The organism is Actinoplanes couchii (assembly GCF_016862075.1).
Lineage (GTDB): Bacteria > Actinomycetota > Actinomycetes > Mycobacteriales > Micromonosporaceae > Actinoplanes > Actinoplanes couchii.
Genome location: NZ_BOMG01000051.1, coordinates 1 through 17,154 on the forward strand (window position 1 = coordinate 1; position 17,154 = coordinate 17,154).

The window sequence follows — 17,154 nt, forward strand, 5'->3', positions numbered from 1 at the left end:
CCCCGGGACCGACAGCCGGAGCCGCCGGAATACCCCGGGACCGACAGCCGGAGCCGCCGGAATACCCCGGGACCGGCAGCCGGAGCCGCCGGGCATTGTGGCTTCGGCAGGTGGAGCCGCCGGAACCGGCTGGACCGGCGACCGGCGACCAGCGACCAGCGACGCGGCAGGTGGGGCGAGGGTCAGCCGAAGCGGCCGGTGATGTAGTCCTCGGTCTTCTTCTGGGTGGGGTTGCTGAAGATCTTCTGGGTGTCGTCGTACTCGATCAGGCGGCCGGGGTCGCCGGTCTTCTCGATGGAGAAGAAGCCGGTCTTGTCGCTGACGCGGGCTGCCTGCTGCATGTTGTGCGTGACGATGATGATCGTGAACTGGTCCTTCAGTTTGAACATCAGGTCCTCGATCGCCAGCGTGGAGATCGGGTCCAGGGCCGAGCAGGGCTCGTCCATCAGGACGACCTGGGGCTGGACCGCGATCGTGCGGGCGATGCACAGGCGCTGCTGCTGGCCGCCGGAGAGACCCGCGCCGGGACGGTCGAGGCGGTCCTTGACCTCGTCCCACAGGTTCGCGGAGCGCAGGGACTTCTCGGCCGCGTCGTCCAGGGTCGACTTCTTGCGGACGCCGTTCAGCTTGAGGCCGGCCACCGCGTTCTCGTAGATCGACATGGTGGGGAACGGATTGGGCCGCTGGAAGACCATGCCGATCATGCGGCGGACCGCGGTGACGTCCACGTCCGGGTCGTAGATGTTCTGGTCGTCGATCGTCAGGCTGCCCTCGATGCGGGCGCCCGGCAGGACCTCGTGCATGCGGTTGATGGACCGCAGGAAGGTCGACTTGCCGCAGCCCGACGGGCCGATCAGAGCCGTGATCGTCTTCGGCTCGACGGTCATCGAAACGCTGTCGATCGCCTTGAAGTTGCCGTAGTAGGAGGAGACGTTCGTCGCCTCGATGCGCTTGGCCATGGAAGACACCTTCTTTACCGGGACAGCTTGTTGCGACGGGCGAGCAGCTTCGCCGTGACGGTCAGGACGAGGACCAGGACGACCAGGGTGAGTGCGGCGGTCCAGGCGCGGTCCGGCGCGAACTTGGAGGCGTCTCCGGCCTGCTGGTAGACGAAGAGCGACAGCGACTGCTGGTTTCCGGCGAACGGGTCGAAGTTGATCGCCGCGGCGCCACCGGCGACCAGCAGAACCGGGGCGGTCTCACCGGCGGCGCGGGCCACGGCGAGCATCACACCGGTGACGATGCCGGGCAGCGCGGTCGGCAGGACGACCTTGAGGATGGTCTTCCACTGGGGAACACCCAGCGCGTACGAGCCCTCCCGCAGCGGTCCGGGGACGAGGCGCAGCATCTCCTCGGTGGACCGGACGACGGTCGGCAGCATCAGCACCGCCAGGGCGAGCGAGGCGGCGAAACCGGAGAACCGGGGCTGGCCGTTGTTGAACCACGGGCTGACGATGAGCACCCAGAACGACAGGATGAACAGACCGGCCACGATCGACGGGATACCGGTCATCACGTCGACGAAGAAGCGGACGGTGCCGGCGAACTTGCCCCGGCCGTACTCGACCAGGTAGATCGCGCCGAGCACACCGAGCGGAACCGCCATCAGGGTGGCGATGCCGACCTGCTCCAGGGTGCCGATGATGGCGTGGTAGGCGCCACCCAGCGGGTCACGGGCGCCGATGTTGTTCATCGAGGTGCCGAAGAAGTCGCCGTCGAGGCGGTTGACGCCCTTGGAGACGAGCGTCCAGACGACCGAGGCGAGCGGCAGGATCGCCAGCACACAGGCCGCGTAGATCAGCGACTTCATGGTGCGGTTGGTGGCGGCCCGGGAGCCTTCCACCGAGCTGGCCACGAAGTAGAGCGCGACCAGGTAGAAGACGGCGCCGAGGAAGACGACGAGCACCCAGTTGCCGATGTCGAGGCCGAGCACGAGCGCGGCGGCAACCGCGAACGAGACCACGGCGACGAGCACGTTGGTCAGCACCGGGAGCTTCTTGCTCCGGATGTTGTCCGGCGTCATGACGACGCCGGGGGCTTCCCTCTCGATGATGCTCATGCGGCACTGTCCCGGAACTCGCGACGGCGGTAGATGATCGCCCGCGCCGTCATGTTGACCACCAGCGTGATCGCGAAGAGCACCAGACCGGAGGCGATCAGGGCGCCACGGCCCGTCGCGTTGGCCTCGCCGAAGGAGTTCGCGATGTTGGCGGCGATGGAGTTGCCGCCGTTCTCGATCAGGTTGAACGAGATGTTGAAGGCGATGCTCAGCGTCAGGGCCAGGGCGATGGTCTCACCCAGGGCGCGGCCGAGGCCGAGCATGACCGCGGCGATGACACCGGGCTTGCCGTACGGCACGACCGCGGTCCGGATCATCTCCCAGCGGGTGGCGCCGAGGGCCAGGGCGGCTTCCTCGTTCATGCCGGGCGTCTGCTGGAAGACCTCGCGGGACAGCGAGGTGACGATCGGCAGCACCATGATTGCCAGCACCAGGCCACCGAGCAGGATCGACTGACCGAAGGGGCCGTCCCCACCGAACAGCGGGATCCAGCTGAAGTACTCGTTGAGCCAGAGCGAGAAGTCGCGGACCGGCTGCTGGAAGACGTCGCGACCCCAGAGACCGAAGACGACACTGGGTACGGCGGCGAGCAGGTCGATCACGAAGCCCAGCGGGGTGGCCAGGCGACGGGGCGCGTAGTGCGAGAGGAACAGCGCGATGCTCAGGGCGATCGGCACCGCGACGATCAGCGCGATGATCGAGCTGAGCACGGTGCCGAAGGCGAGCGCCGCGATACCGAACGACGGGTCCGCCTCGTTCGGGAACCACTTCAGCTCGGTGAAGAAGTTCGCGTTGTTCGCGGAGAGGGCGGGAGCTGCTTTGGAGATCAGGAAGACGGCGATCGCGACGATGATGACCAACACCATCGCGCCGGAGGCCGTGGACAAGGCCCGGAAGCCCGTCTCGATCGAGAATCTGGCCTTCTTGGGCAGTGCGCCACCGCCACCGAGCGGGGGCTCGTTGAAACTACTCGGAGAAGTGCCGTAGCCGGCGCCCTGACCGCGACTCGAGGTCGCGGCCAGGTCGCCGGCAGTGGCGTTCTCCGAGCGGGAAGGGTAGTCACCCATCTGCGCGCTCGCTGTCAAATCGGAGGGATTGGCGGTTGATCAGGCGATCGCGGCGACGGACGCCTCGACCTTGGCGCGCAGCGTCTCCGGCAGCGGGGCGTAACCCAGCTCGCCGAGCGCCTTCTGGCCCTCAGCGCTGGCCGTGTACTTCAGGAAGGCCTGAACCTCCTTGGCCTTGGTGCTGCCCTTGCTGCAGGCGATCTCGTAGGTCACCAGCACGATCGGGTACGCACCCGCGGTGGTGGTGGCGTAGTCGAGGGACAGGGCGAGGTCGCCGTCGGTGCCCTTGACCTCAGCGTTCTCGAAGGTCTTGCCGGCGCTCTCACCGGACAGCTCGGCGTACTCGCCGGCGCCGTTCTTGATCTTCGCGGTCTGCAGGTCGCTGTTCTCCGCGAAGGAGAGCTCGACGTACGAGATGGTGTTCGGGGTGCTCTTGACCTTGGTGGCCACGCCGTCCGACTTGCTGGCGCCGGTGCCGCCCGGGGCCTTCCACGCCTTGCCGTTGCTGTGGCTCCAGTCGGCCTCGGCGGTCTTGCTGAGGTACTTGGTGAAGTTGTCGGTGGTGCCCGACTCGTCAGCGCGGTGGACGGTCTCGATGTTGGCGTCCGGGAGCTTGGCGCCGGAGTTCTCGGCCGCGATGGCGGCGTCGTTCCACTTGGTGATCTTGCCGTCGAAGATCTTCGCCAGGAGCGAGGGGGACAGCTGGAGGCCGTCGACACCCTCGACGTTGTAGACCACGGCGATCGGGCCGATGACCATCGGGAGGTTGAGGGCCTTGCCACCGACACACTTGGCGTCGGCGAGCGGCTGCTCGTCCTCCTTCAGGGCCGAGTCGGAACCGGCGAAGTCGGCGGTGCCGGCGATGAAGGCCTCGATGCCCGCACCCGAACCGGTGCCCTGGTAGTCGACCTTGGAGTCGGCGCACTGACCCTGGTAGGCCTTGATCCACTCGTCCATGGCGTTCTTCTGGGCGGTGGAACCCTGAGCCGTGAGGCTGCCGCTGATGCAGCTGCCCGGGGCGGCGGAAGAGCCACCCTCCGCCGTCGGCACGTTGTCCGAGCCGCAAGCGGTGAGCGCGATCGACGCAGTCAAAGCAATGCCGGCCACGAAACCGGACCGCTGGAGCTTCACGAAATAATCCCCTCGGGTTTGCAACCGGTCACTCACCGGCTGACACCACAAAAGCTAGGAAGGCGAAGTGACCGGATCCCCGGTCGTAAGTGAACTGAGCGTGAACAGGTATTCCCCAGGAGGTAGCCATCCCCCGGAGAAGAGTTGTCCGTAAAGTGAACTGCGCTCCCGCTACCCGATATGTCGGGTATATACGGTCACTCGTGACCTAGCCGAGACACAGCCTTATCCTCGCCGTTATCGGCGGTAATTGACGTCAGTCTTGAAAATTTCGAATCCGAGCCGCCGGTAGAGCTTCACAGCGGCCTCGTTCGATTCATCGACGTAAAGAGTAACAATCGTCAGACCGGCGCCGGCGAGATGGCGGAGACCCGCCACACTCAGTGCCGCGCCCAGCCCGCGCCGGTGCCCGGACGGGTCGACCCCGAGCACGTAGATCTCACCGATCGCCGGCTCGTCACCGGACGCCTGGTGCACCTTGGTCCAGTGGAAACCGACGAGGGTGTCGGCCACATCGACGGCCAGCAGGAAACCGGCCGGATCGAACCACGGCTCGGCCTCCCGGCCCAGGAGATCGTCGAGGACCCAGCGGCCCTGCTCCGGGTGGTGGGCGAAGGCCCGCGCGTTGACGTCGAGCCAGGCCTGCTCGTCACTGCCCGGCCGGAAGGACCGGACGGTGACCCCGTCGGGCAACGGGATGTCGGGCAACGGCTCCAGCAGCGACCGGCGCATCTGCCAGAGGACCCGGGCCCGCTCGAAACCGTTGCGCCCGGCGAACACGGCCGCGCCCGGATCGTCGCCGTGCGCCCAGAACCGCATCGGGCCCGGCCCGGCCGCGGTCAGCAGCTCGGTGCCGACACCGGCCCGGCGGAAGTCCGGATGCACGATCAGCTCGCCCGAGCCGTCCTCCAGGAAGGCGTAACCGGCAAGGCGATCGCCCGCGGGAGACGCGTAGGAGAGGAGGTGTGTGCCCGAGGATGGGACGTCGCCACGGACCCGCAGCTCCACGTCCTCGGAGAGGGGGTGGACGCCGTCGATCCGGCCGGCCGCGGCGGCCAGGGCCAGCACATCGTCCGATTCAGACGACGACAGCCGATCCGAGACACGGACCGGCTGTCGACTCGTCATGGAATTGATCCTAGATCAGACCGGGAGGGAGACCGGCTCGTTGTCCGGCAGCTGCCGGCCGGACGGGGGCGTCACGAACTTGTAGCCGACCTGACGGACCGTGCCGATCATCGACTCGTACTCCGAGCCGAGCTTGGCGCGGAGACGACGAACGTGCACGTCGACCGTCCTGGTGCCGCCGAAGTAGTCGTAGCCCCAGACCTCACGCAGCAGCTGGTCACGGGTGAAAACCCGGCCCGGGTGCTGGGCGAGGAACTTGAGCAGCTCGAACTCCTTGTAGGTGAGGTCGAGCGGGCGGCCCTTGAGCTTGGCCGCGTAGGTGTCGGGGTCGATGTTCAGCTCGCCCGCCCGGATCGAGCCGCCGGCGCCGGCGGTCGCGTTGTTCAGACGGCCGACCGACATGCGCAGACGCGCCTCGACCTCGGCGGGGCCGGCGCTGGCCAGGATGACGTCGTCAACGCCCCAGTCAGCGTTGAGAGCGATCAGGCCGGCCTCGGTGACGACCGCGATCAGCGGGACACCGATGCCCGTGGCGTGCAGCATGCGGCAGGTGGCGCGCGCCTCCGAGAGCTCGGAGCGGGCGTCGACCAGGACGGCGTCGGGGCTGGGCCCGGACACCAGCGTGCGCACGTCACGCGGGGCGGTACGAACCGAGTGGGGCAGAAGGTCCAGAGCGGGCAGTACGGCAGAGGGCTCGCCAGCACGTGCCGTGACCAGCAGAAGGATCTCCACACTCACCTCCGTCCTCGCGGCGCGAAAGGCCGCTCGGGTGACCCGGTCTGCGCAGCGGAAGAACGCTTCGCCACCGGAGATTGGGCCCGGCGTCACCGACGGGTGGGTTGCGCTTACCTTAACCGATGCATGACGTTCGACAGCCCGGTCAAACGCGCAAGTGATGTAGCGAACGCCCCGCAGGTGACCGAACGGCGGAACCGTAACCAGCCTTTTACCTGAGCTCCGACACCCCGGGCGATTGGGACCTGGGTCACCGGTCTGGCACGATCGCAGTCGTGTTTCCCTCGATGCCGAACGAGGACCCCTGGGACGCGGAAGCCTCCCAGCAGGTCGCGCGCATGACCCCGGGCCGCCAGAAGGCCGGGGTCTACAGCGCCGTCCCGGACGAGGAGGAGCCGAAACCGGACCCGGCCGAGCCGGAGCCCGACCCCGAGGACGACGAGTTCGAGGAGATCGAGTTCGTCCCGGTCCGGGCGAAACTGTCGGCCGCGATCGGCGGGTTCGCGCTGCTGCTGGCCACGGCGCTGATCGTGGGCAGCCTGGTGACCGGCCCCGGGGCTCGTACGTCGTACGTCATAGTGCTCTTCGGTGTGCAGTTGCTCGGCCTGCTGGCGTGGACCATGGCTCTGCAGCCGCCCGCCGCCGGCATCACCGCGGGAGTCGTCGCGATCGCGGCGCTGGCCGCCGACTACCTGGCGGCGACCGGTGAGCCCGGTGCCCTGCTGCCACTGATCTGGCCCGCGCTCGCCGGTTTCGTCGCGGCGATGATCGCGCAGGTGATCCGGGCCGAGGACCGGCAGCGGGCCAAGGACACCTGGCGCACCACCCTGCTGATCGTGGCCGGCACGATCGCCTACGCGCTGCTGATCACGCTGACCCGGGTGCCGCTCGGCTCGCAGGCGATCGTGGTCTGCTGCGTCGGCGCCGGGACGGCTCTGGTGATCGCGCGGCTCGCCGACGCGGTCTTCCCGAAACCGCGGATCGCCCTCCAGGTGCCGCGCGGCGCGACGGGCATCGTCCTCGGCGCGATGCTCGGCACGCTCGCCGCGTCGGTGCTCGGCAGTTACCTGGTCTACCCGTTCACCCCGACCAAGGGCGCGGTGCTCGGGCTGATCGCCGCGGTCGCCGCGCACCTGATCGACCTGGCCGTCAACTTCGGCGAGGCCGGGCGGCGGCTGGCCGGGGACGCGCCGACCTTCTGGCTGGCCCGGCACATGCAGGGCCCGCTCGGCGGATTCGCGCTCACCGCGTTCGTCACCTATCTCTCGGTGCACTGGTACCTCACGTAACACCGGTTTCATCGAACCCTCGACCCGGGCATGTACGTTCCTCAGGGCAATGGGTGAATCGGGAGGAAAAGTGGCCGAGGTGTACGGAACGGAGCGCCCCCGCAGACGCCGGGGTCGTGCCGCGCTGATCGTCGTGGTGGTTCTGCTGGTCGTCCTGGGTGCCGGGGTGGCGGTGCTGGACCGCTTCAGCAACTCGTACGCCGAGGACGTCATCGCCGACAAGGTGGCGCAGGAGGTGGCGAACCAGAACGCCAAGAGCAGCCGCCCCGAGGTGACCATCGCCGGTGTCCCCTTCCTCACCCAGGTCCTCGCGGGTGAGTACCAGGAGATCCGGATCCAGCTGCCGGACTTCTCGGCGCCGACCGGGACCGGCGAGACCGTCGCGATGGATCTGCTGGACATCAAGGCCCAGGACGTCAAGGCGCCGTTGAGCGCCCTGCGCAGCGGCCAGGGCGAGGTGGTGGCCGGCACGGTCACCGGGGTCGGCACGATCGACTACAAGCTGCTCGCCGACGCCACCGGCCAGGAGGGCATGACCCTGACCGAGAAGGACGGCAAGGTGGTGGGCTCGGCGGTGCTGTCGATCTCGCGTAGCCAGAAGATCTCTCTCGAAGGGGTCGCCGACCTGAAGGTGGCCGACGGCAAGGTTCAGGTTCGTTTCTCCGACGTGACGGCGAAGGACCTGCCGAACAACCCGCTCATCCAGGGGCAGGTGAACAACTTCGTGAAGCAGATGGCCTTCGAGCTGGCCGTGCCGGAGTTGCCGTTGAACCTGGTCATCCGCGAGTTGCAGCCGCTACCGGAGGGCCTGCGGGTCACCTTCGGGGCCAACGACGTCACCCTCGCCTCGGCGGGTGTCTGACCTCACGTCATCCCGGATCGTGGTCGGCTCTGTTCCGTAGCGTGAGCACGCTGGTAGGGTCGGCCACATGAGCCCCTTGCTCACGAAAAGGCGCGCGGTCGACCTGTGCCGCGTGGCCGCGTGCCTGTGTCGCCCTGTCAGCTGACGGGGCCATTCAGTGCTGAGCACCTTCTCGAGCTCAACCTAGCCAGGGGCAATTTCTTCTAGCCCGGCAGTGGCGCCGTCGCACCGAAGCCCGTGATCCCACCTATCTGGGTCCGCGCGGAGTGCGACTGAGAACACTTCGTGCGCTGACTCTCCCTCCACCCACCTTCCCCAAGGGAGTGAACCGATGAGTCGCGACACCGCACTCGTCTCGGCCGAGTGGGCCGAGCAGAACCTGGACACCCCGGGCCTGGTCTTCGTCGAGGTCGACGAGGACACCACCGCCTACGACGGTGGCCACATCCCCGGTGCAGTGAAGATCGACTGGAAGACCGACCTGCAGGACCCGGTCCGGCGTGACTTCGTCAACCAGGAGCAGTTCGCCGCCCTCCTCTCCGAGCGCGGCATCTCCAACGACGACACCGTGATCCTCTACGGCGGCAACAACAACTGGTTCGCGGCGTACGCGTACTGGTACTTCAAGCTGTACGGCCACGAGCAGGTCAAGCTGATCGACGGCGGCCGCAAGAAGTGGGAGCTGGACGCCCGCGTCTACACCAAGGACGTCCCGGTCCGGGAGAAGACCAGCTACGTGGCCAAGGCCCCCGACCTGGAGATCCGCGCGTTCCGGGACGAGGTCGTCGAGGCCATCGGCGTGAAGAACCTGGTCGACGTGCGCAGCCCCGACGAGTTCGCCGGTCGCCTGCTCGCCCCGGCGCACCTGCCGCAGGAGCAGTCGCAGCGGGCCGGTCACATCCCGACCGCGATCAGCGTGCCGTGGAGCAAGGCCGCCAACGAGGACGGCACCTTCAAGTCCGACGAGGAACTCGCCAAGATCTACGGTGAGGCCGGCCTCGACGGCAGCAAGGACACCATCGCGTACTGCCGCATCGGCGAGCGCTCCTCGCACAGCTGGTTCGTGCTCAAGGAGCTGCTCGGCCACGAGAACGTGAAGAACTACGACGGTTCGTGGACCGAGTACGGCTCGCTCATCGGCGTTCCGATCGCCCTCGGCGACGAACCCGGAAAGGCCTGATCATGACTTCTCCCGCTACCAACGTCGCCACTTCCGCGGCCGGCTGCGCCGCGCCCGACCAGTCCGCGCCCCTCCCCAGCAGCGTGGACCTGGCCAAGGAGACGGTGATCACCGGCTTCGTGCGCAACGCCGAGGGTGAGGCCGTCGGTGGCGCCTACGTGCGCCTGCTGGACGGTTCCGGCGAGTTCACCGCCGAGGTGGTCTCGTCGCCCGAGGGTGTCTTCCGGTTCTTCGCCGCACCCGGCTCCTGGACCGTCCGGGCTCTCAGCCGGCACGGCAACGGCGAGCTGGCCGTCGACGCCGCCCGCGGTGTCAACGAGATCGCGCTGAACGTGGCCACCGCCTGACCCACGCTCTGTCGAAAAAGGGGGATCCTCGCGGATCCCCCTTTTTCATGTGGTCGTCGCGGTCACCACTTCGGCATGCGGTGGCACCTCCGGACGACGACTCTCATGTGGTTGTCGCGGTCACCACTTCGGCATGCGGTGGCACCTCCGGACGGCGACGAGCCAGCCTGCGTACGGCGGTGTTCAGCACCGCGATCAGCGGCACCGCCACCAGCGCCCCGATGATGCCGGCCAGCACCACGCCACACGCGATGCCGATGATCACCGCGAGCGGGTGCACCGCCACCGCCCGGCCCATGATCAGCGGCTGCAGCACGTGGCCCTCGATCTGCTGCACCAGGATCACCGCGCCCAGTGTGATCAGCGCGATCACCCAGCCCTCGTCGACCAGCGCCACCAGCACCGCCACCGCGCCGGAGATGCTGGCGCCGACGATCGGCACGAACGCGCCCAGGAACACCAGCGCGGCCAGCGGGAACGCGAACTCCACCTCCAGCACCACCAGCGCCAGCCCGATACCGACCGCGTCGATGAACGCCACCAGCACGGTGGCCCGCACATAAGCGCCCAACGTGGCCCAGGAGGCGTCCCCGGCGTCGGCCATCGACCAGCGCGCGTTCACCGGGAACAGCCGCACCAGGAACCGCCAGATCGCCCGGCCGTCGCGCAGGAAGAAGAAGGTAGCGAAGATCACCAGCAGCAGGCCGGTGGCCAGCTCGGCGATGGTCGCGACGGTGGCGATACCCGTCGACGTCAGCGACGTGGTGTTCGCGTTGATCCACACCTGCCCGGCGTCGATCGCCTGATCCAGCTGGGCGTCGGAGAGATGCAGCGGCCCGGTCCGGGCCCACTCCTGGATCTGCCGGATTCCGGCGCTGGCGTTCTCGGTCAGTTTCGGCACACCCTGGACGAACTGGTTCACCACCAGCGTCAACGTGCCGGCCACCGCGGCGATGCCACCGATCAGCACCAGGAACGTCGCCAGCGACCGGGGCAGCCGGGCCCGCAGCAGCCAGCCGACCGCCGGGCTGAACAGCGCCGACAGCAGCAGGGCGATGGCCAGCGGCACCACCACGATGCTGACCATGCCGATGAACCGCAGCAGGGCCCAGCCGATCACCCCGACCACGATCAACCGCCAGCTCCACGCCGCGGCGATCCGCAGCGAGTGCGGCACGTCGGCGTCGTCCTTGCTGGAGGTCGAGCCGTGCACGATGCCCGGGTCCGGTGGGGGCAGGTAGAACTCGTTGTCGTAGCGGTCCGACTCGGGCGCAGGCTTCTCGGCCCGCGCCTGCCGGACCGATTCCCGGCCCGAATCGTAGGCCTTCTTCAGGTTCTCCCGGACCCGCTCAAAGCGGTTCACCCGCATGACCCCCTAAGCCCGTTGAATACGCTCTGGTCACGCTAGTACCAAGGCGCCCGGATGGCCTTACCCAGGCGACGCCGCGCCGACCCACTTGTCAGCCTGTTCTCGCCTTCCCCGCCAACAACGGGCCCGGATCAGCGGCGTACCGTCAGCAGGCGTGAGCGCCGACACCCGTACCGAGACCGGCCTGCCGATCCGGATGCTGCACGACCGCGTCCTCGTCCGGCAGGACGGCAGCGAGGGCGAGCGCCGCTCCTCGGCCGGCATCGTCATCCCGGCCACCGCCTCGGTCGGGCGGCGACTGTCCTGGGCGACCGCCGTCGGGGTCGGCCCCAACGTGCGGTCGATCGTGGTCGGTGACCGGGTCCTCTTCGATCCCGACGACCGGTCCGAGGTCGAGCTGCACGGCAAGGGCTACGTCCTGCTGCGGGAGCGGGACGTGCACGCGGTCGCGGCCGACCGGGTCGAGTCGGACGGCACCGGCCTCTACCTCTGACCCCGGTTACCTCGGGGCCGGCGCGTCACCCGGCGGCTGCTCGGGATAGGCCGGGCGCGGCTCGGGATAAGCCGGGAACGGAGGCGGGCCACCGAACGCCGGAGGGCCACCAAAAGCGGGCGGGCCTCCGAAAGGCGGCGGGCCCCCGAAGACGCCGACCGGCATCGGCGGGGGCAGCACGATCGGTAGTGGCATCACCGGCTCCGCGGGCGGCGCCACGGTCCGCACCACCCCGTCCGGGAAGGTGATCCGGTAGTTGCGCCCGTCCCACCACGACGGCGGCGTCTGCGGGTCGCGCCCGGCGAACGCCGACCGGTAGTTGGTGATCGCGATCAGCAGGTCGCGCTCCTCCTCGACGGCTCGCTGCAGGTCGGCGGGTGTCCGGGACAGGCCCCGGACCAGGCCGTCGCGGATCAGGGCGAGCCGGGTCGCGGCGAACTGGAAGTCCCGCATCGCCCGGTGACCGGGCACACCGGCCACCCGCTTGGCCCACTCGCGGGCGGCGTGCCGGCGCCCCAGGGTGCCGAGCGCGGCCACCTCGGCCGGCGCGAACCAGCCGGCCTCCGCGTACGGGTACAGCACCCGTTCGGCGAGCCGGCCCTCCCAGCTACGCCAGGCGATGGCGAACCCGACGACCGCGAAGAAGAACGGGACCATGAAGCCGAGGTACCCGTACAACATGATCAGGGTTTCCTGGGTGGCCCCGGCCAGGGTCGGCAGGAGGTTGAAGATGCCGTGCAGCATCATCGCCAGGAGCAGGCCGGCGATCGGGGCGAACCGGCGGACCGTGCGGTCGCCGGAGCGGGCGGCCAGGCCCAGGCCGATGCCCGCCATCGCGGTGAAGAGCGGGTGCGCGAAGCCGGTGAACAGGATCCGCACGATGAAGATCAGGAAGACGTTCTGCAGGCCGGTGGCCGGGCCGTACTCCCCGACGCCCGTCGCGTAGCCGTGGCCGCCCAGGTAGAGCACGTTCTCCACCATGGCGAAACCGAGCGCGGACAGGCCGCAGTAGACGATGCCGTCGGTGATGCCGGACCACTCGCCGCGGCGGCGCCAGAACAGCAGCAGCGGGCCGAGCACCTTCATCGTCTCCTCGATGAAGGGGGCGACCAGCACCGCCACCAGCGCCTCCGGCAGGCCGAGCCGGTCGAGCAGCCAGGCCGAGCTGCTGTTGACAACCAGGGCCACCGCGGTCGCCACGGCGGCGCCCCAGGCGAAGCAGTAGACCAGGTATTTCGTGGGCTCCGGCTCGTAGCGGTCCAGCCAGACGAAACTGCTGGCCAGCAGCGGCACCGGCAGGATCGCCGCGATCAGGCCGATGATCAGGCCGGGCACACCGATGTTGTAGCCCAGGAAGATCAGCATGCCGACGGCGGCGGCCGCGATCAGGCTGATCACACCGGCGACCGGCAGCCAGCGACGCCATCCGGTCCGCCGGCCCGGAACCGGGTTGGCGGCCGCGTCGGCCATCGCCGGGTACGGCGGAACCGGGGCCGGGGACGGCGGAGGAACGAGGGGGGCGTCGGCCATGTCCGCCAGCGTAGTCACCGCCCGCGCCCCCGACATGCCCAAGGTTCGGCCTAGCCCGCCCGGCCGTGCCGGATCGCCGCCCGTACCTGCCGGGTCGCCTCCGAGTGCTCCACCCCGGTCGCCCGCAGCAGGTCGCCGACCGCGGTCCGGGTCTGTGCCACCATCACGCCGCCGGAGTAGCCGACACCCTGGTGATTGGCCCGGCCCGCCTCGGTCGCCGCGCGCAGTGCCCGTTCCCGGGCGGCGACCGGTTCGACACCCCGGTCCCACTCGTGCCGTAGCAGCTCGACGGCGTCGCCGAGATGCCTGATCGACTCGGGCAGCAGCTCCGGGACCGGCTCGTCGTCCTGCAGCGCGATCAGGGCCCGGCGCAGCAGCACCCGGACGTTGCGCAGCGAATACGTGATCTGTGGGGCGCCCTCGACGTACTGGGCCAAGGCTCCCCGGGCCCGCCACCGAGCGGGTGCGAAGGCCACGTTCTCCCGGGCCGCTTCGATCGCCGTACCGAAAGCGGCGAAGCTGGCCTCGGCGGCCCGCAACCGGTCCAGCACACCCTGGAGCACCGCCGAGTCGGCCGCGGCCAGGCCGTCGGCCGCGTCGTGCAGCCCGCCGGCGAAGGCCCGCAGCGCGGGGTCGGCGGCCCGGCGGACCACGTTCAGCGGGTTGAGCGGCAGCAGGACGGTCATCACGACCAGGGCGATGCCGCCGCCGACCAGCGCGTCGAAGAACCTGGTCCAGGGCTGGCCGGTGGTCGAGGTCAGGGTGGCGACCAGCACCGCCGACGAGGCGGACTGCACGATCAGCGCGGCCCCGCCGCCGACCGCGGTGGCCAGCAGCACCGCGAGCAGCACGATCAGGCCGATCTGCATCGGGCCGGCCCCGATCAGCAGGATGATCCCGTCACCCAGCCCGATGCCCGCGGCGACACCGATCACCAGCTCGGACGTGCGCCGCAACCGCTGGCCCACCGACGAGCCGAGGGTGATCACCGCGGCGATCGGCGCGAAGAACGGCATCGGCCGGCCGATCAGGTCGTGCGCCACCCACCAGGCGAGACCGGCGGCGAGACCGGCCTGCAGCGCCAGCATCAGCCCGGCGCGGGCCCGGGCCAGCACGGGCGCGAGCCGGTCGGTGCCGATCATGTGATCAACCTACGTGCCAGGATGCTGGGGTGACATCTCTGACCGAGGCTTTCCGGTCCGCGGCCCGGGGCGCCGGCGCCACCGCGGACGACGCCGACCTGGATGCGGCCGCTCAGTACCTGCTGGGCCGCTGGACCGAACCGCAGCGCCACTACCACGACGTGAGCCACCTCGGCGCGGTGCTCGACGTCGTCGATCGCTTCGCTCACCTGGCACCCCACCCCGATCGGGTACGCCTGGCGGCCTGGCTGCACGACGCGGTCTACGACCCGAGGGCCCTCGGTGACGCCAACGAACGGGACAGCGCCGAGTTCGCGGCGGGCCTGCTGCAGAGCCTGGGCGCGCCGGAGGAGGTGGCCGCCGAGGTGGCCCGGCTGGTCGGCCTGACCGCCGGGCACGCCACCGAGGACGACGACCCGGACGGTGAGCTGCTCTGCGACGCCGACCTGTCGATCCTGGCCGCCGACCGGGAGCGGTACATCGAGTACACCTCGGCGATCCGCCGGGAGTACGCGCACGTCCCCGACGACGCGTTCCGGGGCGGGCGCTCCCGGGTCCTCACCGAGCTGCTGAAACTGCCGTCGATCTACCGGCACGCCGAGATCCGCGACCGGTGGGAGGAGAGCGCCCGCGCCAACCTCACCGCTGAGCTGGAGGAACTGGCCTGAACTGGTGCTTCGGGCGGCGCAGTCCGGCCGCCCGGAGCCGGGCCGTGATCTCGCGGGACGGCAGCAGGGTCGCGCCCAGCCACAGCGCGCTGCGGAAACGTGTCTCCGGGATATCGTAGTGGTCCCGGTCGAAGGCTCGCCGGGGCGCACCGAGCATCTCGGCGAAGGCGTGCAGCTCGTCGAAGGAGACGTCGCTGACCAGGTGCGACCAGAGGTGGCCGCGACCTGGCCAGAGCGGTTCGTCGACGAGGATCAAAGGTCGATCTCGAGCAGCGGCTCCCGGCGATCGGCGGCCAGCCCGCGCACGTCCGGCGCACCGACCCGGGCGGCGTCGGCGGTCGCGTCGTCCGGCATGGTCTGCGACTGCCGCTCGGCGGTGACCCGGGCCAGGTAGTGCTCGACCTCCTTCTGCCGGACCGTGGCGTCCCAGCCGAGCGCCGCGCCCATGATCTCGGCGGCGTGCTCGGCGGACTCGGCGCCGCGGTGCGCGGTCTCGAACGAGATCCGGGTGCGCCGGGTCAGCACGTCGTCCAGGTGCAGGGCGCCTTCGGCGAGAGCGGCGTACGCCACCTCGGCCGCGAGGTACTCCGGGGCGCCGGCCAGCGGCGCGGCCAGGGCCGGGTCGGCCGACATCATCGCCAGCAGGTGGGTGGTGAGCGTGCCGTACCGCTCCAGCAGGTGCTCGATCACCCCGCCGGTGACACCGTGCCGCCGGGCGACGTCCTGCCGGTCCCGCCAGGCCGCGGCGTAACCGTCCGCACCCAGCAGCGGCAGCTCGGCGGTCCGGGACGGGCGGGCCGCCCCACCCAGCCGGCGCACCGCCTGGTCGATGACGTCGGCGGCCATCACCCGGTACGTGGTGTACTTGCCACCGGCCACCAGCAGCAGGCCCAGCATCGGCTCGACCACCGCGTGCTCCCGCGACAGCTTCGAGGTGGAGTCGGCCTCGCCGGAGAGCAGCGGGCGCAGACCGGCGTAGACACCCTCGATGTCGTCGGTGCTCAACGGCCGGTCCAGCACCGCGTTGACCTGGTCGAGCAGATAACGGATGTCCCGCGCGGAGGCCGCCGGATGGGCCCGGTCGAGCTGCCAGTCGGTGTCGGTGGTGCCGATGATCCAGTGCCCGCCCCAGGGGATGACGAACAGCACCGAGGTCGCGGTCCGCAGGATCAGCCCGGCCTCGCCGGTGATCGCCGAGCGGGGCACCACCAGGTGCACCCCCTTCGACGCCCGGACCCGCAGGCCCGGGCGCACCCCGACGTCACTGAGCATCTGTGACATGTCGTCGCTCCACACACCGGTCGCGGCGACCACCGTGCGGGCGCGTACCTCAAAAGGCTCTTGATCGGGGGCTTCCAGATCGCGCACGGTGACCCCGACCACCTGCCGGGCCTCGCGCACAAAACCGACCACCCGGGTGCTGGTCACCACGGCCGCGCCCAGGCTCGCCGCGGTCCGGGCCAGGTTGACCACCAGACGGGCGTCGTCGACCTGCCCGTCGTAGTAGCGGATCGCGCCGGCCACCTGATCGGCTTTCAGGCTGGGGAACAGCTGCCGGGCGCCGGACCGGGTCAGGTGCCGGTGCAACGGCATGCCCCGGCCACCACCGAAGACCCCGGCGAAGACGTCGTACGCCGCCACGCCCAGCCCGTAGTAGCCGCGCTGCCAGGCCCGCTTGGGCAGGGCGGCGCTGGGCAGCGGGACCAGGATCGGCACCGGGCGGACCAGGTGCGGAGCGAGCCGGGTGGCGAGCAGCCCCCGCTCGGTCAGCGCCTCGTGCACCAGATTGAGCTCGAGCTGTTCCAGGTAGCGCAGGCCGCCGTGGATCAGTTTGCTGGACCGGCTGGACGTGCCGGAGGCGAAGTCACGGGCCTCGACCAGGGCCACCTTGAGCCCGCGGGAGGCGGCGTCGACGGCCGCGCCGGCGCCGGTGACCCCGCCACCGATCACCAGGACGTCGAACTGCTCGTCACGCAGGCGCCGTAGATCGGCTGTCCGACGAATCGGAGAGAGCCGGCCGGCCGAGAAGCGGGAGACGGAGGGATCACGCACCCGTCCCACGTTAGCGCTTCAGGTGTTCACCCAGGCGAGGGAATCTCCGCTGTTCATGGTCTGACGTCTGACTTTCCGCTTGGCGACGCATATACCCACCGA

Annotated in this window: 18 protein-coding genes; 7 read left to right on the forward strand and 11 right to left on the reverse strand. The window is 69.8% G+C overall.

Annotated features, from left to right (window positions below; translation table 11 throughout):
- Positions 1-182: 182 nt before the first annotated feature.
- The 6 genes from pstB to Aco03nite_RS19330 all read right to left on the reverse strand — a co-directional run bounded on the left by pstB (position 183) and on the right by Aco03nite_RS19330 (position 6,117).
- A complete protein-coding gene (pstB, locus tag Aco03nite_RS19305; protein ID WP_203796770.1) occupies positions 183-959 on the reverse strand; it encodes a phosphate ABC transporter ATP-binding protein PstB in 777 nt (258 codons plus the stop codon).
- 14 nt (positions 960-973) lie between these two features.
- On the reverse strand, positions 974-2,059 hold the full coding sequence (gene pstA, locus Aco03nite_RS19310) for a phosphate ABC transporter permease PstA (RefSeq protein ID WP_203796771.1): 1,086 nt from the start codon (positions 2,057-2,059) through the stop codon (positions 974-976).
- A complete protein-coding gene (gene pstC / locus Aco03nite_RS19315; RefSeq protein ID WP_203796772.1) occupies positions 2,056-3,126 on the reverse strand; it encodes a phosphate ABC transporter permease subunit PstC in 1,071 nt (356 codons plus the stop codon). Before pstC ends, pstA begins: the two co-directional genes overlap by 4 nt.
- Positions 3,127-3,165: 39 nt before the next feature.
- Complete coding sequence (gene pstS, locus Aco03nite_RS19320; RefSeq protein WP_203796773.1) at positions 3,166-4,257, reverse strand: phosphate ABC transporter substrate-binding protein PstS; 1,092 nt, start codon at positions 4,255-4,257, stop codon at positions 3,166-3,168.
- A gap of 237 nt (positions 4,258-4,494) precedes the next feature.
- Positions 4,495-5,385 (reverse strand): mycothiol synthase, encoded by an 891-nt coding sequence (mshD, locus tag Aco03nite_RS19325; RefSeq protein WP_203796774.1) that lies wholly within the window; start codon positions 5,383-5,385, stop codon positions 4,495-4,497.
- A 15-nt stretch (positions 5,386-5,400) separates the two neighbouring features.
- Entirely contained in the window at positions 5,401-6,117 is a 717-nt protein-coding gene (locus Aco03nite_RS19330; protein ID WP_203796775.1) for a winged helix-turn-helix transcriptional regulator, read from the reverse strand.
- Positions 6,118-6,395: 278 nt separating this feature from the next.
- Here Aco03nite_RS19330 and Aco03nite_RS19335 point away from each other — a divergent pair, with 278 nt between their 5' ends.
- The 5 genes from Aco03nite_RS19335 to Aco03nite_RS19350 all read left to right on the forward strand — a co-directional run bounded on the left by Aco03nite_RS19335 (position 6,396) and on the right by Aco03nite_RS19350 (position 9,798).
- Positions 6,396-7,409, forward strand: coding sequence for a hypothetical protein (locus tag Aco03nite_RS19335; RefSeq protein ID WP_239145280.1), 1,014 nt, complete (start codon positions 6,396-6,398; stop codon positions 7,407-7,409).
- A gap of 70 nt (positions 7,410-7,479) precedes the next feature.
- Positions 7,480-8,271, forward strand: a complete 792-nt coding sequence (locus Aco03nite_RS19340; protein ID WP_239145281.1) for an LmeA family phospholipid-binding protein — start codon at positions 7,480-7,482, stop codon at positions 8,269-8,271.
- Positions 8,272-8,338: 67 nt separating this feature from the next.
- Positions 8,339-8,416 (forward strand): Ms5788A family Cys-rich leader peptide, encoded by a 78-nt coding sequence (locus Aco03nite_RS54705; RefSeq protein ID WP_310381372.1) that lies wholly within the window; start codon positions 8,339-8,341, stop codon positions 8,414-8,416.
- Positions 8,417-8,602: 186 nt separating this feature from the next.
- Complete coding sequence (locus tag Aco03nite_RS19345; protein WP_203796777.1) at positions 8,603-9,451, forward strand: sulfurtransferase; 849 nt, start codon at positions 8,603-8,605, stop codon at positions 9,449-9,451.
- 2 nt (positions 9,452-9,453) lie between these two features.
- Positions 9,454-9,798 (forward strand): DUF1416 domain-containing protein, encoded by a 345-nt coding sequence (locus tag Aco03nite_RS19350; protein WP_203796778.1) that lies wholly within the window; start codon positions 9,454-9,456, stop codon positions 9,796-9,798.
- A 103-nt stretch (positions 9,799-9,901) separates the two neighbouring features.
- Here Aco03nite_RS19350 and Aco03nite_RS19355 read toward each other — a convergent pair whose 3' ends face one another.
- Entirely contained in the window at positions 9,902-11,167 is a 1,266-nt protein-coding gene (locus tag Aco03nite_RS19355; RefSeq protein ID WP_203796779.1) for an AI-2E family transporter, read from the reverse strand.
- Between the two features lie 196 nt (positions 11,168-11,363).
- On the opposite strand from Aco03nite_RS19355, the gene Aco03nite_RS19360 reads away from it, so the two are divergent.
- The gene (locus Aco03nite_RS19360; protein ID WP_203796888.1) at positions 11,364-11,660 is read left to right on the forward strand and encodes a GroES family chaperonin; all 297 of its coding nucleotides are present in this window, start codon (positions 11,364-11,366) and stop codon (positions 11,658-11,660) included.
- A 6-nt stretch (positions 11,661-11,666) separates the two neighbouring features.
- On the opposite strand, the gene Aco03nite_RS19365 is transcribed toward Aco03nite_RS19360, so the two are convergent.
- Positions 11,667-13,190, reverse strand: coding sequence for a PrsW family intramembrane metalloprotease (locus Aco03nite_RS19365; protein WP_203796780.1), 1,524 nt, complete (start codon positions 13,188-13,190; stop codon positions 11,667-11,669).
- 50 nt (positions 13,191-13,240) lie between these two features.
- The gene (locus Aco03nite_RS19370) at positions 13,241-14,332 is read right to left on the reverse strand and encodes an FUSC family protein (RefSeq protein WP_203796781.1); all 1,092 of its coding nucleotides are present in this window, start codon (positions 14,330-14,332) and stop codon (positions 13,241-13,243) included.
- Positions 14,333-14,361: 29 nt separating this feature from the next.
- Between Aco03nite_RS19370 and Aco03nite_RS19375 the strand changes: the two genes are divergently transcribed.
- Positions 14,362-15,000, forward strand: a complete 639-nt coding sequence (locus Aco03nite_RS19375) for an HD domain-containing protein (RefSeq protein ID WP_203796782.1) — start codon at positions 14,362-14,364, stop codon at positions 14,998-15,000.
- Here the strand turns inward: Aco03nite_RS19375 and Aco03nite_RS19380 are convergent.
- Together Aco03nite_RS19380 and Aco03nite_RS19385 are read right to left on the reverse strand one after the other, a co-directional pair.
- Positions 14,972-15,256, reverse strand: a complete 285-nt coding sequence (locus tag Aco03nite_RS19380; RefSeq protein ID WP_203796783.1) for a DUF4031 domain-containing protein — start codon at positions 15,254-15,256, stop codon at positions 14,972-14,974. The two genes, Aco03nite_RS19375 and Aco03nite_RS19380, sit on opposite strands and share 29 nt — an antisense overlap.
- Positions 15,253-17,052 carry a glycerol-3-phosphate dehydrogenase/oxidase gene (locus Aco03nite_RS19385; RefSeq protein ID WP_203796784.1) on the reverse strand — a complete coding sequence of 600 codons (1,800 nt, stop codon included), beginning with the start codon at positions 17,050-17,052 and terminating at the stop codon, positions 15,253-15,255. Before Aco03nite_RS19385 ends, Aco03nite_RS19380 begins: the two co-directional genes overlap by 4 nt.
- Between the last annotated feature and the right edge of the window lie 102 nt (positions 17,053-17,154).

Coding starts and splice junctions, on each gene's coding strand:
- Aco03nite_RS19365 (WP_203796780.1), bottom strand. CDS start 13,190: ATGGCCGACGCCCCCCTCGTTCCTCCGCCGTCCCCGGCCCCGGTTCCG.
- mshD (WP_203796774.1), bottom strand. CDS start 5,385: ATGACGAGTCGACAGCCGGTCCGTGTCTCGGATCGGCTGTCGTCGTCT.
- pstB (WP_203796770.1), bottom strand. CDS start 959: ATGGCCAAGCGCATCGAGGCGACGAACGTCTCCTCCTACTACGGCAAC.
- Aco03nite_RS19360 (WP_203796888.1), top strand. CDS start 11,364: ATGCTGCACGACCGCGTCCTCGTCCGGCAGGACGGCAGCGAGGGCGAG.
- Aco03nite_RS19370 (WP_203796781.1), bottom strand. CDS start 14,332: ATGATCGGCACCGACCGGCTCGCGCCCGTGCTGGCCCGGGCCCGCGCC.
- Aco03nite_RS19345 (WP_203796777.1), top strand. CDS start 8,603: ATGAGTCGCGACACCGCACTCGTCTCGGCCGAGTGGGCCGAGCAGAAC.
- pstA (WP_203796771.1), bottom strand. CDS start 2,059: ATGAGCATCATCGAGAGGGAAGCCCCCGGCGTCGTCATGACGCCGGAC.
- Aco03nite_RS54705 (WP_310381372.1), top strand. CDS start 8,339: ATGAGCCCCTTGCTCACGAAAAGGCGCGCGGTCGACCTGTGCCGCGTG.
- Aco03nite_RS19350 (WP_203796778.1), top strand. CDS start 9,454: ATGACTTCTCCCGCTACCAACGTCGCCACTTCCGCGGCCGGCTGCGCC.
- pstC (WP_203796772.1), bottom strand. CDS start 3,126: ATGGGTGACTACCCTTCCCGCTCGGAGAACGCCACTGCCGGCGACCTG.
- Aco03nite_RS19355 (WP_203796779.1), bottom strand. CDS start 11,167: ATGCGGGTGAACCGCTTTGAGCGGGTCCGGGAGAACCTGAAGAAGGCC.